Origin of the sequence: Trinickia mobilis, from assembly GCF_017315705.1 — a bacterium.
Classification (GTDB): domain Bacteria; phylum Pseudomonadota; class Gammaproteobacteria; order Burkholderiales; family Burkholderiaceae; genus Trinickia_A; species Trinickia_A mobilis.
Genome location: NZ_JAFLRF010000014.1, coordinates 21,414 through 35,953, shown reverse-complemented (window position 1 = coordinate 35,953; position 14,540 = coordinate 21,414). Strand labels below are relative to the sequence as shown.

Here is a 14,540-nt window from a genome sequence, read left to right as displayed (position 1 = left end):
CTGCCGCCCGCGTCGAAAGCGCGGCGGCGTGTGACAGACAAGACCCAAGGAGCTGATGATGGCGGCAATTACCGCAAGCATGGTTGCAGAACTGCGCGCGAAAACCGATGCGCCGATGATGGAATGCAAGAAGGCGCTGACGGAAGCCGACGGCGACATGGCGCGCGCCGAAGAGCTGCTGCGCGTGAAGCTCGGCAACAAGGCGAGCAAGGCGGCTTCGCGCGTGACGGCTGAAGGCGTCGTCGCATCGTTCATCGGCGGCAACGCCGGCGCGCTCGTCGAGCTGAATTGCGAAACCGACTTCGTCGCGAAGAACGACGATTTCCTCGGGTTCGCGAAGACCGTCGCCGAACTCGTCGCCACGCAGAATCCGGCCGACGTGGCCGCGCTGTCGGCGCTGCCGCTGGAAGGCTCGACGGTCGACGCCGTGCGCCTCGCGCTCGTCGGCAAGATCGGCGAAAACCTGTCGATCCGCCGCTTCGAGCGTTTCGAAACCGCGAACAAGCTGGCTGCGTACCTGCACGGCACGCGCATCGGCGTGCTCGTCGAGTACATGGGCGCGGACGAGCAAGTCGGCAAGGACGTCGCGATGCACATCGCCGCGATGAAGCCGGTGTCGCTCTCGGCCGACGACGTGCCGGCCGAGCTGATCGCCAAGGAGCGCAGCATCGCCGAGCAGAAGGCCGCCGAATCGGGCAAGCCGGCTGAAATCATCGCGAAGATGGTCGACGGCAGCGTGCAGAAGTACCTCAAGGAAGTGTCGTTGCTGAACCAGCCGTTCGTGAAGAACGACAAGCAGTCGATCGAGCAGATGCTGAAGGCGGCAGGCACGACGGTGCAGCAGTTCGCGCTCTTCGTCGTCGGCGAGGGCATCGAGAAGCGTCAGGACGACTTCGCCGCCGAAGTGGCCGCGCAAGTTGCCGCAGCCAAGCAATCGTAAGCATCGGCAGTACGTTGTACCCGCGGCGGCTAAGTCAGCCCGCCGCGGCCGGGCAGCGCCGACGGGCTGCTGGCGGGTCCGCCCGCTTCCAGCCCGTCGGCGGCCGCCGAACCAGCCGAATCCGAGCGGTTTGGTGAATTTGGCGGCGCTTGCCCGAACCAGCATTTCACCCCTACAGTTCTACGTTGTTGTCATCCTCTTGGCGCGATCGGATACCTCTATGCCCACTGCCTATAAACGCGTTCTTCTCAAACTCTCCGGCGAAGCTCTGATGGGCGACGATGCCTTCGGCATCAATCGCGCGACGATCGAAAGAATGGTGGCAGACGTTGCGGAAGTCGTCCGGTTGGGCACCCAGCTCGCGGTCGTGATCGGCGGCGGCAATATCTTCCGTGGCGTGGCAGGGGGCGCCGCGGGCATGGACCGCGCGACGGCCGACTACATGGGGATGCTCGCGACGATGATGAACGCGCTCGCATTGCAGGATGCGATGCGTCACGCCGGGATCGAAGCGCGCGTGCAGTCGGCGCTGCGCATGGACCAGGTGGTGGAGCCGTACATCCGTCCGCGCGCGATCCGCCAGCTCGAAGAGGGCAAGGTCGTAATCTTCGCGGCCGGCACCGGCAACCCGTTCTTCACGACCGATACGGCCGCCGCGCTGCGCGGCTCGGAAATCGGCGCGGAAGTCGTGCTGAAGGCGACCAAAGTCGACGGCGTATACTCCGCAGACCCGAAGAAAGATTCCACGGCCACGCGCTATTCGACGATCAGCTTCGATGAGGCGATCGGACGCAATCTGCAGGTGATGGATGCGACGGCCTTTGCGCTGTGCCGCGACCAGAAGCTGCCGATTCGCGTGTTTTCGATCGTCAAGCCCGGCGCGCTCAAGCGTATCGTTCAAGGTGAGGACGAGGGCACGCTCGTCCACGTGTAAACTCTCGCAGGACGCGGTTTGCGCTGCGGGCTGCGGCGGGTTCCGCTCCTAGCGAGCGGACCGGCACTGTTATGAAGGTTCGGAGGTTTAAATGAGTGTGGCAGATATCAAAAAAGGCGCCGAGCAGAAGATGCAGCGCTCGATCGACGCGTTCAAGAACGATCTGGCAAAAATCCGTACAGGCCGCGCGCATACCGGCTTGCTCGACCACATCCAGGTCGACTACTACGGTTCGGCCGTGCCCATTTCGCAGGTTGCCAACCTGACTCTCGTCGATGCGCGCACGATCGGCGTGCAGCCGTGGGAAAAGAAGATGGTCGCGGTCGTCGAGAAGGCGATTCGCGAGTCGGACCTCGGCCTGAACCCGGCGACGCAGGGCGACCTGATCCGCGTGCCGATGCCCGCGCTGACCGAAGAGCGCCGCAAGGAGCTGACCAAGGTCGTCAAGAGCGAAGGCGAAACGGCGAAGGTGGCCGTGCGCAATTTGCGCCGCGATGCGAACGAGCAGCTCAAGAAACTCGTCAAAGATAAAGAGATATCGGAAGACGACGAGCGCCGCGCCGGCGACGACGTGCAAAAGCTCACCGACAAGTACGTCGCGGAAATCGACAAGCTCGTCCAGAGCAAGGAAGCGGAAATCATGACGGTTTGAGGCCGTCCGGTCTCAAGCTTTCAGTCTCACTTCTTTTTTTGCAGTCACAGTCCCAGCGGCCATGACCTATACCAGCTCTACCGTTCGCGTGCCTGACGTCGCGGGCGTGCCGCGCCACATCGCGATCATCATGGACGGCAACGGCCGTTGGGCGACGCAGCGGCGCTTGCCGCGCGTGGCGGGCCATTCGCGCGGCGTCGATGCGGTGCGTTCTGCCGTCGAGGCGTGCGCGCGCGCTGGCGTCGAATATCTGACCCTGTTCGCATTCAGTTCCGAGAACTGGCGCCGTCCGACCGAGGAAGTCTCGTTCCTGATGCGTCTTTTCGTGACCGCGCTCGAGCGCGAAGTCGGCAAGCTCCACGCGAACGGCATCCGTTTGCGCGTGGTCGGCGACCTCTCGCAGTTCGACGCCCGCATTCAAGACCTGATCCGGCGCGCGGAGACGAAGACCGCGCGCAACACGCGTCTCACGCTCACGATCGCCGCGAACTACGGCGGCCGCTGGGACATCCTCCAGGCCGCGAGGAAACTCGCCGAGCAATCGGCGCAGACGGGGCGCACGGCGGAAGTCAACGAGGAGACGTTTGCCCAGCATCTGGCGATGGCTTATGCGCCGGAGCCCGACCTCTTCATCCGCACGGGCGGCGAGACGCGCATCAGCAATTTCCTGCTCTGGCAGCTTGCCTATACCGAGTTCTATTTCACCGAGACCTTCTGGCCTGACTTCGACGCGCACGCGCTCTCTGACGCCATCGCCTCGTATGCGCGGCGTGAGCGCCGCTTCGGCCGCACCAGCGCCCAACTCGAACCGCAATCGCAGAACGCCGATTCGCTTCCATGCTAAAAACCCGTGTTATCACGGCGGTCGTCCTGCTGGCAGTCTTCTTGCCCGTGACGCTGTTCGCGCCGGTCGGCGCGTTCGGCGCGCTGATCGCGTTCGTTCTCGTCTTTGCCGCTTGGGAATGGGCGCGCCTGCTCAAAATGAACGGGGCCGGTCCGGTCGTGTATGCGCTTGTCGCGGCGGTCGCGCTGGTCGCGAGCACGCGGCTTGGCGTCGGCCTCAAGCCGCCTCGGCCGCTATTTCAGGCGGCGGCGGTATTCTGGGTGCTGGCGGGCCCGTTCGTGCTGATGCGCAAGCCCGTACTGGCCCATGGCGCGTGGCGCCTGTTCCTGTTTCTGGCGGGAATCATCGTGTTCGTCGCGTGCTGGCATGCACTTGTGGCGGCGCGTATCGAAGGCGTGCCGTTTGTTTTGTCCCTGTTATTAGTGGTCTGGCTTGCCGACATCGGTGCATACTTTGCGGGTAAGGCGTTCGGAAAGCATAAACTGGCGCCCGCCATCAGTCCGGGCAAAACCTGGGAAGGTGCCGCTGGCGGGTGGCTGGCAGTGATCGCGGTCGCGATTGCGGCCGTCGCCACCCATGCGCTTGCGCCGACACTGTTTTCCGACCTGGCGCTGCGACTCGGCACGCCGCGTGCGTTTGTCGCGTTGACGTTGCTGGTCGCCTTCAGCGTGGTCGGCGATTTGTTCGAATCCATGCTGAAGCGCCAGGCCGGTGTGAAGGACTCCAGCGGTCTGCTGCCGGGCCACGGCGGCGTGCTCGACCGCATTGACGCGTTGTTGCCGGTGCTGCCGCTTGCGATGCTGCTGCTCGGCTAGAGAAAGAGATATGAAAAAACGTCTGACACTGCTCGGTTCAACGGGCTCGATTGGCGAGAGCACGCTCGATGTGGTCGCGCGCCATCCCGACCGCTTCTCGGTCTATGCGCTGACCGCGCATCGCAACGGCGACAAGCTCGTCGAGCAATGCCTGCGCTTTCACCCTGAAGTGGCGGTGGTCGGCGATGCCGAGGCGGCTGCTCGCGTCGCCGCGCAGTTGCGCGATGCCGGTTGCAAGACCGAAGTCGCGTACGGCCCGCAAGCGCTCGTCGACGTGTCGCGAAGCGCGCAATGCGACACGGTGGTCGCGGCAATCGTCGGCGCTGCCGGCCTCGCGCCGACGCTGGCTGCCGCACGCGCCGGCAAGCGCATCCTGCTCGCAAACAAGGAGGCGCTCGTGATGTCGGGCGCGATCTTCATGGACGCCGTGCGCGACCATCACGCGACGCTGCTCCCAGTCGACAGCGAGCACAACGCGATTTTCCAATGCCTGCCGAGCGAAGCCTCGGCGCATGGCGGGGTATCGAAGATCATCCTGACCGCGTCGGGCGGACCGTTCCGAACGCGCGAGCCGTCCACGCTCGTCGATGTCACGCCCGACGAAGCCTGCAAGCATCCGAACTGGGTCATGGGCCGCAAGATCTCGGTCGACTCGGCGACGATGATGAACAAGGGCCTCGAAGTCATCGAAGCGCATTGGCTGTTCGATCTGCCCGGCGAGCGCATCGAGGTGCTGATCCATCCGCAAAGCGTGATCCATTCGCTCGTGTCGTACGTCGACGGCTCCGTGCTCGCGCAGCTCGGCAATCCCGACATGCGCACGCCGATCGCGCACGCGCTCGCGTTCCCGGAGCGCATCGATTCGGGTGTCGCGCAGCTCGACCTCGTGCAGATCGCGTCGCTCAGTTTTGAGAAGCCCGATTACGCGCGCTTCCCGTGCCTCGCGCTCGCGATGAAGGCACTGGAAGAAGGCGGTGTCGCGAGCGCGGCGCTCAATGCGGCGAACGAGATCGCTGTCGACGCGTTCCTGTCGCGCAAGATCGGTTTCATGGCGATTGCGCAGACCGTGGACGCGGTGCTGAACGCGCTTTCGAACCGCACGCCAAGCGGCCTCGACGACGTGCTCGAAGCAGACGCCGCGGCGCGCCGCGCGGCCACGGCCTTCATCGACAGCCATCTCGCCGGCGCGCGCCAGATGGACCGCACGGTCCAGTGAGGCGGAAATGAAACAGCCCCCACGCTCACTTCGTTCGCTGCCCCCCGAGGGGGCGGTCAGTGCGCTTGGGGGCGGCCCGGCGCGCACTGACATGAAACAGCCCCCACGCTCACTTCGTTCGCTGCCCCCCGAGGGGGCAGTCAGTGTGCTTGGGGCGGCCCGGCGCACACGGACATGAACCTGCTGATCGAAATCGCTTCGTTCATCGTGGCGATCGGCGTGCTCGTCGTCGTGCACGAGTACGGCCACTATCGCATCGCGCGTCTGTGCGGTGTGAAGGTGCTGCGCTTTTCGATCGGCTTTGGCAAGCCGCTTTGGCAGCGGGTCAGCAAGAAGACCGGCACCGAGTGGACGATCGCCGCGCTGCCGCTCGGCGGCTACGTGAAGATGCTCGACGAGCGCGATCCCGGGCCGGGCATTCCGCCCGCCGACTTGCCGTATGCCTTTAACCGGCAGTCTGTGGGCAAACGCATTGCGATTGTGATCGCGGGGCCAGTGGCCAATTTCCTGCTCGCGATCGCGCTGTTTTCGGTCGTGTTCGCGACCGGCATCACCGAGCCGGCGGCGATCGTTGCGGCCCCGCCGGCAGGGAGCGTCGCGGCGAAGGCGGGCTTCGCCGGCGGCGAAACCGTGCTCGCGATCCGCAATGAACGCGGCAGCGATGCCGAGGCCGTGCGCTCATGGTCCGATCTGCGCTGGAAGCTGCTCGATGCGGCGTTCGATCATCGCCGCGTGGTGCTGCGTGCTAAGGGCGGTCACGGCACATTCGACTATCAAGTCGACCTGCGCAACATCTCGGACAAGGAAGTCGACGACGACTTCATGTCGAAGCTCGGCTTCGAGCCGGGCGGCGGCATGTTGACGGTCGCGGGCGTCGAGCCGGGCAGCGCCGCGCAGCGCGCCGGGCTGCAGCCCAGCGATACGCTGCGGGAAATGAACGGTAAGCGTGTGGACAGTGCGACCGCGTTTATTGATTTCATCAAATCGCACGCCGGCCGGGCGGTCGCGCTGGAGATCGAGCGCGGCGGCTCGGCAGCAGGCGCGGCAAGCGGTGCAGCAGCGGATGCGGCAACTGCCGCGCCCGGCGCACTGCAAACGCTCACGATCACTCCCGACACGCGCCGCGATCCCGATACGGGCGCCGACATCGGCCGCATCGGCGCGGCGCTCGCAACACAAGTGCCGAGCGTCGAGGTCCGCTACGGCCCGCTCGAAAGCCTCGAGCTCGGCGTGCGCCGCACGTGGGACATCTCGGATTATTCGCTGCGGATGTTCGGCCGGATGATTACCGGCGAGGCGTCGCTCAAGAATTTGTCCGGCCCCGTCACGATCGCCGACTATGCCGGCAAGAGCGCGCGACTCGGCCTGGGGCCGTTCCTGTCGTTTCTCGCCCTCGTCAGTATCAGTCTGGGTGTGCTGAACTTGTTACCGATTCCGGTATTGGACGGGGGGCATCTGTTATATTATTTGGTTGAAGCCGCGACAGGAAAAGCGGTATCGGAACGTTGGCAACTTGTTCTGCAAAGGGCCGGGCTCGTCTGCATCGTCGCATTGTCGGCGATTGCGCTTTTCAACGATCTGGCTCGGTTAATCCATTTTTAAATTGTCGAGCGGCTCCTTAAGGGCACCTTAAGCCAGCCGCGGGGACTGACGCAGCTAAAAACACTGGGGAAGCACGTTGTTCAAACCTCATCGCTTTGTTCCTAAAACGATTGCAGCCGCGGCACTCGCCGCGCATGGGCTGGTGGCTCACGCGACGACGCCTTTCGTGGTGCAAGACATCCGGATCGAGGGATTGCAACGCATCGAACCTGGTTCTGTTTTCGCCTACCTGCCGATCAAGAAGGGCGACACCTTCACCGACGACAAGGCCTCCGACGCCATCCGCGCGCTGTACGCCACCGGCTTCTTCAGCGACGTGCGCATCGCCACGGAAGGCAGCGTCGTGGTCGTGGACGTGGTCGAGCGTCCGGCCATCGCGACGATCGATTTCGCGGGCCTCCACGAATTCGACAAAGACAACCTCACCAAGGCACTCAATTCCGTCGGCTTGTCGCCGGGCCGGTACTACGACAAGGCGCTCGTCGATCGCGCCGAGCAGGAGCTGAAGCGTCAGTATTTGACGCGTGGCTTCTACGCCGCCGAAGTGACGACGACCGTCACGCCGATCGACCGCAACCGCGTATCGGTTCTGTTCTCGGTGGCCGAAGGCCCGAGCGCAAAGATTCGCCAGGTCAACTTCATCGGCAACAAGGTGTTCAGCACGAGCACGCTGCGCGACGAAATGCAGCTCTCCACGCCGAACTGGTTCTCGTGGTACACGAAGAACGACTTGTACTCGAAGGAAAAGCTCACGGGCGACCTCGAGAACGTCCGCTCCTACTATTTGAACCGCGGCTACCTCGAGTTCAACATCGAATCGACACAGGTGTCGATTTCGCCGGACAAGAAGGACATGTACCTCACGCTGACGGTGCATGAAGGCGAGCCGTACACGATTTCGAGCATCCAGCTCGCGGGCAATCTGCTGGACCGTCAGGCCGAGCTGCAGAAGCTCATCACGATCAAACCGGGCCAGCGCTTCTCGGCGGAAAAGCTGAAGGCCACCACCAAGGCCATCGTCGACAAGCTCGGCGAATACGGCTACGCGTTCGCGACCGTGAACGCCGTGCCGCAGATCGACCAGGAGCATCATACGGTCGCACTGACGCTGCAAGTCGATCCGAGCCGCCGCGTCTACGTGCGTCGCATCAACATCACGGGCAACACGCGTACGCGCGACGAAGTCGTGCGCCGCGAAATGCGCCAGCTCGAAAGCTCGTGGTTCGATTCGAGCCGCCTTGCATTGTCGAAGGACCGCATCAACCGTCTTGGCTACTTCACCGATGTCGACGTGACGACGGTGCCGGTCGAAGGCACGCAGGACCAGGTCGACGTCGACGTGAAAGTCACCGAAAAGCCGACGGGCGCGATCACGCTGGGCGCGGGCTTCTCGTCGACGGACAAGGTGGTGCTGTCGGCAGGCGTGTCGCAGGACAACGTGTTCGGTTCCGGCACGAGTCTCTCGGTGAACGTCAATACGGCGAAGACGTACCGCACGCTGACCGTGACGCAAGTCGACCCGTACTTCACGGTCGACGGCATCAAGCGGATCACCGACGTCTACTACCGCACGACCGAGCCGCTGTACTACTCGACCACGTCGAGCTTCCGCATCATCACCGCGGGCGCGGACCTCAAGTTCGGCATTCCGTTCTCCGAAGTGGATACCGTCTACTTCGGCACGGGCCTCGAGCAGAACCGCCTCGATGTCGATTCGAACACTCCGCAAAGCTATATCGACTACGTGAACAACTTCGGCCGCGTGTCGAACAACGTGCCGCTCACGATCGGCTGGTCGCGCGACAGCCGCGACAGCGCGCTGGTGCCGAGCCGCGGCTACTACACGCAGGCGAACGCCGAATACGGCACGCCGATCGGCGCGACGCAGTACTATAAGGCCGACTTGCAGGCCCAGTACTATTACTCGTTCGCGCGCGGCTTCGTGCTCGGGTTGAACTTCCAGGGCGGCTACGGCAACGGCTTGGGCGGCAAGCCGTACCCGATCTTCAAGAACTACTTCGCGGGCGGTATCGGTTCGGTGCGCGGCTATGAGCCGAGCTCGCTGGGTCCGCGCGATGCGACGACGAACGACCCGATCGGCGGTTCGAGGATGGTGGTCGGCAACATCGAACTTACGTTCCCGCTGCCGGGCACGGGCTACGACCGGACGCTGCGCGTGTTCACGTTCTTCGACGGCGGCAACGTCTGGGGCAACGAGGGCAACAGCATCGGCGCCAACGGCTTGCGTTACGGCTACGGTCTCGGTCTCGCATGGATTTCGCCGATCGGCCCCCTCAAGATCAGCTTGGGCTTCCCGGTCACCAAGCATACGGGCGACCAGTATCAGAAGTTCCAATTCCAGATCGGGACGGCATTCTGACGAAACGCCGAGACCTTTACAGTATCGAGAGGAAGACTTTGCGAAACGGTATGTTTTCGAAACGCGCGATGTGCGCGGCTGCGCTCACGATGGCGCTCGGCGTCAGCGCTGCTCATGCTCAGGAGGCCCGCATCGCGGCGGTCAATTCGGATCGTATCCTGCGCGAGTCGGCGGCGGCGAAGAGCGCCCAAACGAAGCTCGAGGCCGAGTTCGCAAAGCGCGACAAGGATCTGCAGGACATGGCGCAGAAGCTGAAGTCGATGTCCGATGCGCTCGACAAGAACGGCGCGTCGATGGCCCCCGCCGATCGCGCGCAAAAGCAGCGCGACATCTCCCAGCTCGACATGGACTTCCAGCGCAAGCAACGCGAGTTTCGCGAAGACCTGAACCAGCGCCGCAATGAAGAACTGGCCGCGGTGCTCGACAAGGCGAACAAGGTCATCAAGCAGATCGCCGAACAACAGCACTACGACTTGATCGTGCAAGAGGCGGTCTACGTGAGCCCGCGCATCGACATCACCGATCAAGTGCTGAAGGCGCTTGCCGCTTCGAGCCCGAGCGCCACGAACTGAACCACAGGAGTTGTACCCGCATGGCATTGACGCTCGAGGAACTCGTCCGGCGCTTCGGCGGCGAAGTGGTCGGCGACCGGGCACACCAAGTCGGCAGCCTCGCGCCGCTCGATCAGGCAGGACCGCTGCAGCTTGCGTTTCTCGCCAACCCCAAATACCTGTCGCAAGTCGAAACGACGAACGCCGGCGCGGTGCTGATCGCGCCTGCGCACCTGGACAAGCTCGGTTCGCGCGAGGGGCGTAACTTCATCGTTACGCCGAATCCTTACGCTTATTTTGCGCGGGTCGCGCAAATGTTCATCGATCTCGCTGCGCCGAAGGCGCCGGCGGGCGTCCATCCGAGCGCGGTCGTCGATCCGGCGGCGAAGGTCGCGGCCAGCGCCGTGATCGGTCCCCATGTGGTGGTCGAGGCGGGCGCGGTGATCGGCGAGAACGTGCGGCTCGATGCGAACGTGGTGATCGGCCGCGGCACGCAGATCGGCGAGGGCTCGCACCTGTACCCGAACGTCAGCGTCTACTACGGCTGCAAGATCGGCCCGCGCGTGATCATCCATTCGGGTGCCGTGATCGGTTCGGACGGTTTCGGTTTTGCTCCCGATTTTGTCGGCGAGGGCGACGCGCGCACCGGAAGCTGGGTCAAGATTCCGCAGGTCGGCGGCGTGTCGATCGGGCCGGACGTGGAAATCGGGGCGAATACGACTATCGACCGAGGGGCAATGGCCGATACGATCGTCGAGGAATGCGTGAAGATCGACAACCTCGTGCAGATCGCCCACAACTGCAAGATCGGTGCGTATACCGTTATCGCCGGATGCGCCGGGATTGCGGGCAGCACGACGATCGGGCGGCATTGCATGATCGGCGGGGCGGTCGGCATCGCGGGTCACGTGACGCTTGCCGATTACGTCATCGTCACCGCGAAATCGGGCGTGTCGAAGTCGTTGTTGAAACCCGGCATGTACACGAGCGCATTCCCGGCCGTCGAGCATGCCGACTGGAACAAGAGCGCCGCGCTGGTGCGCAATCTCGACAAGTTGCGAGACCGTATCAAGGCGCTCGAAGCCTCTGCCGCAGAAAGCGGCAAAGCGTAAAGCGGCGGGTGCCGTCATGCCGCGGGCAGGGTGCCGCTAGCCAAGCGGCGCCTGCGAACGGCGGCATGCCGGCGCCAGGCAATCACGAAGCTGCCGGCACCCGCATCCGCAGTCACCATCCGCACAGTCAATGCGTGAGCAGAAACACCATGAGCACCGAAAAGATCAAATTCGACATCCATCAGATCCTCACGCAGTTGCCGCATCGCTATCCGATCCTGCTGGTGGATCGCGTGCTCGAACTCGAACCGCACAAGAGCATCAAGGCGCTGAAGAATGTGTCGATCAACGAGCCGTACTTCACGGGGCATTTTCCGCAGCGCCCGGTGATGCCTGGCGTGCTGATCCTCGAAGCGCTTGCCCAGACGGCGGCGCTTCTGACGTTCGCGGAAGAGCCGCACGATCCGAAGACGCTTTACTACTTCGTTGGCATCGATAACGCGCGCTTCAAGCGGGTCGTGGAGCCGGGTGATCAGTTGATGCTGAACGTGACGTTCGACCGCTACAAGCGCGGCATCTGGAAGTTCAAGGCGCGTGCAGAAGTGGAGGGCGTCGTGGCTGCGGAAGCGGACCTGATGTGCACGGTCAAGCACACCCAGGACGATGACGTCGGAATCGCGTCGGGGCCCAACCAGGACCGGGCCGGAACGGCAGCGAGGGGCGGCTGAGCCCTCGAAGAACGAACAGCGCTCGCCGCGCCGGCAATTGCCGCAGCAGCGAGCGGAGCGCAACAGAATGAAAGGCGAACGCGCATGAGCAGGATTCATCCCACTGCGATCATCGAACCAGGCGCCGAGATCGGCGAAGACGTCGAAATCGGGCCGTACGCGGTCATCGGCGCACACGTGACGATCGGCGCGCGGACGACGATCGGTTCGCACAGCGTCATCGAAGGACACACGACGCTCGGCGTCGACAATCGAATCGGTCACTACGCATCGGTCGGCGGCCGTCCGCAGGACATGAAGTATCAAGGCGAGCCCACGCGTCTCGTGATCGGCGAGCGCAACACGATTCGCGAATTCACGACGATTCATACGGGTACCGTGCAGGACACCGGCGTGACGACGCTCGGCGACGACAACTGGATCATGGCGTACGTGCATATCGGCCACGATTGCCGCATCGGCAGCCACGTGATTCTGTCGAGCAACGCGCAGATGGCCGGGCACGTGACGGTCGGGGACTGGGCGATCATCGGCGGCATGTCGGGCGTGCACCAGTTCGTGCGTATCGGCGAGCATTCGATGCTCGGCGGCGCCTCGGCACTCGTGCAGGACGTTCCGCCGTTCGTCGTCGCGGCGGGCAACAAAGCGGAGCCGCATGGCGTGAACGTCGAGGGCCTGCGCCGGCGCGGCTTCTCGCCCGATGCGATCTCGGCGCTCCGCAGTGCTTATCGGCTGCTTTACAAGAACGGTTTGTCGCTCGAAGAGGCCAAGGTCCAATTGCGCGAACTGGCCTCGGCAGGCGGTGACGGCGACGCGCCCGTCAAGGCGCTGGTCGATTTCGTCGAAGCGTCGCAGCGCGGGATCATTCGCTAAGCGATGGCGCTGCAACCCAGTCCGCTGCGGCTTGCGCTGGTTGCCGGCGAGCCGTCGGGCGACTTGCTCGCGGCGTCGTTGCTCGGCGGGCTCGCCGAGCGTCTGCCGGCCTCCACGCAGTATTTCGGCATCGGCGGCCCGCGCATGAGCGCGCAGGGGTTCGATGCGCATTGGCCAATGGACACGCTGACGGTGCGCGGCCTCGTGGAGCCGCTGACGCGCCTTCCCGACATCCTTCGTGTCCGCAGCGAACTCAAGCATCAGTTGCTGGCGGACCCGCCGCACGCGTTCATCGGCATCGATTCCTCCGGATTCAACTTCAGCGTCGAACCCGCGCTGCGCGAAGCGGGGATTCCGACGATCCACTTCAACTGTCCGACGATCTGGGCGTGGCGAGGCTGGCGGATCAAGAAGATCGCCAAGGCGGTCGACCACATGCTGTGCCTGTATCCGTTCGAGACGGCGATCCTCGAAAAGGCGGGCGTGTCGGCATCGTACGTTGGGCATCCGCTTGCCGACGAGATTCCGCTCGAGCCGGATGTGCCCGGCGCGCGCGCCGCGCTCGGCTTGCCCGCGGGCGGTCCGATCATCGCGGTGCTGCCGGGCAGCCGCCGCTCCGAAATCAGGCTGATCGGCCCGACGTTCTTCAAGGCGATGGAATTGATGCAGGCGCGCGAGCCGGGCGTCCGCTTCGTGATGCCAGCTGCCACGCCGGCGCTTCGCGAGATGCTGCAGCCGCTCGTCGATGCTCATCCGAATCTCGCGCTGACGATCGTCGACGGCCAGGCGCAGCTTGCGATGACCGCGGCCGATGCGTTGCTCGTCAAGAGCGGCACCGTGACGCTCGAAGCGGCGCTCTTGAAGAAGCCGATGGTGATCTCGTACAGGGTGCCCTGGCTCGAAGGCCAGATCATGCGGCACATGGGTTATTTGCCTTATGTCGGTCTGCCGAACATCCTCGCCGGACGTTTCGTCGTGCCGGAGATCCTGCAGCACTTCGCGACGCCCGAAGCGCTCGCCGACGCCACGCTGACCCAGTTGCGCGACGAGGCCAATCGGCGCACGCTCACGGAAATTTTCACCGAGATGCACCACGCGCTGCGGCAGAACACGGCGCAGCGCGCGGCGGAAGCAGTCGTACGCGTCATCGAATCGAGGAAGCTGCGTCCATGACGGCAACCAAGACACCGCGCCGCAAACCGGCTGCTGCCGCTGCGGGTGAGCCCGCGCAATCCGGGTTCGATTTCGGCTCGCCGCAGGATATCGTCTGCGGCGTCGACGAAGCCGGCCGCGGGCCGCTCGCCGGGCCGGTGGTCGCGGCGGCGGTGATTCTCGATCCGAAGCGCCGGATCCGCGGTCTCGACGATTCGAAAGCCTTGAGCGCAAAAAAACGCGAGGAGCTGTACGAGAAGATCGTCGAGCGCTCACTCGCCTATTGCGTGGCCTCGGCGAGCGTCGAGGAAATCGATGCGCTCAATATCCTGCACGCGACGATGCTCGCGATGCGGCGCGCGGTCGAGGGCCTCGCTATCATGCCGACGCTCGTCAAGATCGACGGCAACCGGTGTCCGGTTCTGCCGATGCGCAGCGAGGCGATCGTCGGCGGCGACGCGCTTGTGTCGTGCATCTCCGCGGCGTCGATTCTCGCGAAAGTGACCCGCGACCGCATGCTGCTCGACTTGCACCAAGACTTTCCGATGTACGGCTTCAACGCGCACGCGGGCTACGGTACGCCGCAGCATCTTGCAGCGCTCTTCGAGCACGGCCCATGCGAACATCATCGGCGCACGTTTGCGCCGGTGCGCGAAGCGCAGGCCAAGCGCGGCCTGCGCGTGAAGCTGCCGGGCGACAGTCCGGTGCGCGCGCGGGGAGCGCTCGACGACGCGTTTTCCGAGCCATTCGGCGATCAGCTCGCGGACTGAGGCAAGCACGTTTGCCGTGCCGGTCTTGGCG

Annotated in this window: 13 protein-coding genes and 1 pseudogene; all 14 read left to right on the top strand. The window is 64.2% G+C overall.

Annotation, left to right across the window (positions count from 1 at the left end):
- The first annotated feature begins 58 nt into the window (after positions 1 to 58).
- The 14 genes and pseudogenes from tsf to rnhB all read left to right on the top strand — a co-directional run bounded on the left by tsf (position 59) and on the right by rnhB (position 14,509).
- A complete protein-coding gene (gene tsf / locus J3489_RS20125; protein WP_207001144.1) occupies positions 59 to 940 on the top strand; it encodes a translation elongation factor Ts in 882 nt (293 codons plus the stop codon).
- 220 nt (positions 941 to 1,160) lie between these two features.
- On the top strand, positions 1,161 to 1,874 hold the full coding sequence (gene pyrH, locus J3489_RS20120; protein ID WP_207000960.1) for a UMP kinase: 714 nt from the start codon (positions 1,161 to 1,163) through the stop codon (positions 1,872 to 1,874).
- A gap of 91 nt (positions 1,875 to 1,965) precedes the next feature.
- A complete protein-coding gene (gene frr, locus J3489_RS20115) occupies positions 1,966 to 2,526 on the top strand; it encodes a ribosome recycling factor (RefSeq protein ID WP_137332151.1) in 561 nt (186 codons plus the stop codon).
- 61 nt (positions 2,527 to 2,587) lie between these two features.
- On the top strand, positions 2,588 to 3,370 hold the full coding sequence (gene uppS / locus J3489_RS20110; protein WP_207000959.1) for an undecaprenyl pyrophosphate synthase: 783 nt from the start codon (positions 2,588 to 2,590) through the stop codon (positions 3,368 to 3,370).
- Positions 3,364 to 4,185, top strand: a complete 822-nt coding sequence (locus J3489_RS20105) for a phosphatidate cytidylyltransferase (protein ID WP_207000958.1) — start codon at positions 3,364 to 3,366, stop codon at positions 4,183 to 4,185. Before uppS ends, J3489_RS20105 begins: the two co-directional genes overlap by 7 nt.
- Positions 4,186 to 4,195: 10 nt before the next feature.
- Positions 4,196 to 5,401: a 1-deoxy-D-xylulose-5-phosphate reductoisomerase gene (locus J3489_RS20100; protein WP_207000957.1), complete on the top strand. Its 1,206-nt coding sequence runs from the start codon at positions 4,196 to 4,198 to the stop codon at positions 5,399 to 5,401.
- Between the two features lie 174 nt (positions 5,402 to 5,575).
- Positions 5,576 to 7,003, top strand: coding sequence for an RIP metalloprotease RseP (gene rseP / locus J3489_RS20095; protein WP_207000956.1), 1,428 nt, complete (start codon positions 5,576 to 5,578; stop codon positions 7,001 to 7,003).
- A gap of 76 nt (positions 7,004 to 7,079) precedes the next feature.
- A complete protein-coding gene (gene bamA / locus J3489_RS20090) occupies positions 7,080 to 9,383 on the top strand; it encodes an outer membrane protein assembly factor BamA (RefSeq protein WP_207000955.1) in 2,304 nt (767 codons plus the stop codon).
- Between the two features lie 38 nt (positions 9,384 to 9,421).
- Positions 9,422 to 9,955 carry an OmpH/Skp family outer membrane protein gene (locus J3489_RS20085; protein ID WP_207000954.1) on the top strand — a complete coding sequence of 178 codons (534 nt, stop codon included), beginning with the start codon at positions 9,422 to 9,424 and terminating at the stop codon, positions 9,953 to 9,955.
- Positions 9,956 to 9,975: 20 nt separating this feature from the next.
- Complete coding sequence (lpxD, locus tag J3489_RS20080; RefSeq protein WP_207000952.1) at positions 9,976 to 11,046, top strand: UDP-3-O-(3-hydroxymyristoyl)glucosamine N-acyltransferase; 1,071 nt, start codon at positions 9,976 to 9,978, stop codon at positions 11,044 to 11,046.
- 149 nt (positions 11,047 to 11,195) lie between these two features.
- Positions 11,196 to 11,651: pseudogene (gene fabZ, locus J3489_RS20075) on the top strand (3-hydroxyacyl-ACP dehydratase FabZ); the annotation flags it as partial.
- Positions 11,652 to 11,798: 147 nt separating this feature from the next.
- A complete protein-coding gene (gene lpxA, locus J3489_RS20070) occupies positions 11,799 to 12,587 on the top strand; it encodes an acyl-ACP--UDP-N-acetylglucosamine O-acyltransferase (RefSeq protein ID WP_207000950.1) in 789 nt (262 codons plus the stop codon).
- A 3-nt stretch (positions 12,588 to 12,590) separates the two neighbouring features.
- Positions 12,591 to 13,760: a lipid-A-disaccharide synthase gene (gene lpxB, locus J3489_RS20065; protein WP_207000948.1), complete on the top strand. Its 1,170-nt coding sequence runs from the start codon at positions 12,591 to 12,593 to the stop codon at positions 13,758 to 13,760.
- Complete coding sequence (gene rnhB, locus J3489_RS20060; RefSeq protein WP_207000946.1) at positions 13,757 to 14,509, top strand: ribonuclease HII; 753 nt, start codon at positions 13,757 to 13,759, stop codon at positions 14,507 to 14,509. Before lpxB ends, rnhB begins: the two co-directional genes overlap by 4 nt.
- The last annotated feature ends 31 nt before the right edge of the window (positions 14,510 to 14,540 follow it).

Bases quoted from the DNA above. Each gene is read 5' to 3' on its own strand.
- tsf (WP_207001144.1), top strand. From the start codon at position 59: ATGGCGGCAATTACCGCAAGCATGGTTGCAGAACTGCGCGCGAAAACC.
- pyrH (WP_207000960.1), top strand. From the start codon at position 1,161: ATGCCCACTGCCTATAAACGCGTTCTTCTCAAACTCTCCGGCGAAGCT.
- frr (WP_137332151.1), top strand. From the start codon at position 1,966: ATGAGTGTGGCAGATATCAAAAAAGGCGCCGAGCAGAAGATGCAGCGC.
- uppS (WP_207000959.1), top strand. From the start codon at position 2,588: ATGACCTATACCAGCTCTACCGTTCGCGTGCCTGACGTCGCGGGCGTG.
- J3489_RS20105 (WP_207000958.1), top strand. From the start codon at position 3,364: ATGCTAAAAACCCGTGTTATCACGGCGGTCGTCCTGCTGGCAGTCTTC.
- J3489_RS20100 (WP_207000957.1), top strand. From the start codon at position 4,196: ATGAAAAAACGTCTGACACTGCTCGGTTCAACGGGCTCGATTGGCGAG.
- rseP (WP_207000956.1), top strand. From the start codon at position 5,576: ATGAACCTGCTGATCGAAATCGCTTCGTTCATCGTGGCGATCGGCGTG.
- lpxD (WP_207000952.1), top strand. From the start codon at position 9,976: ATGGCATTGACGCTCGAGGAACTCGTCCGGCGCTTCGGCGGCGAAGTG.
- lpxA (WP_207000950.1), top strand. From the start codon at position 11,799: ATGAGCAGGATTCATCCCACTGCGATCATCGAACCAGGCGCCGAGATC.
- lpxB (WP_207000948.1), top strand. From the start codon at position 12,591: ATGGCGCTGCAACCCAGTCCGCTGCGGCTTGCGCTGGTTGCCGGCGAG.
- rnhB (WP_207000946.1), top strand. From the start codon at position 13,757: ATGACGGCAACCAAGACACCGCGCCGCAAACCGGCTGCTGCCGCTGCG.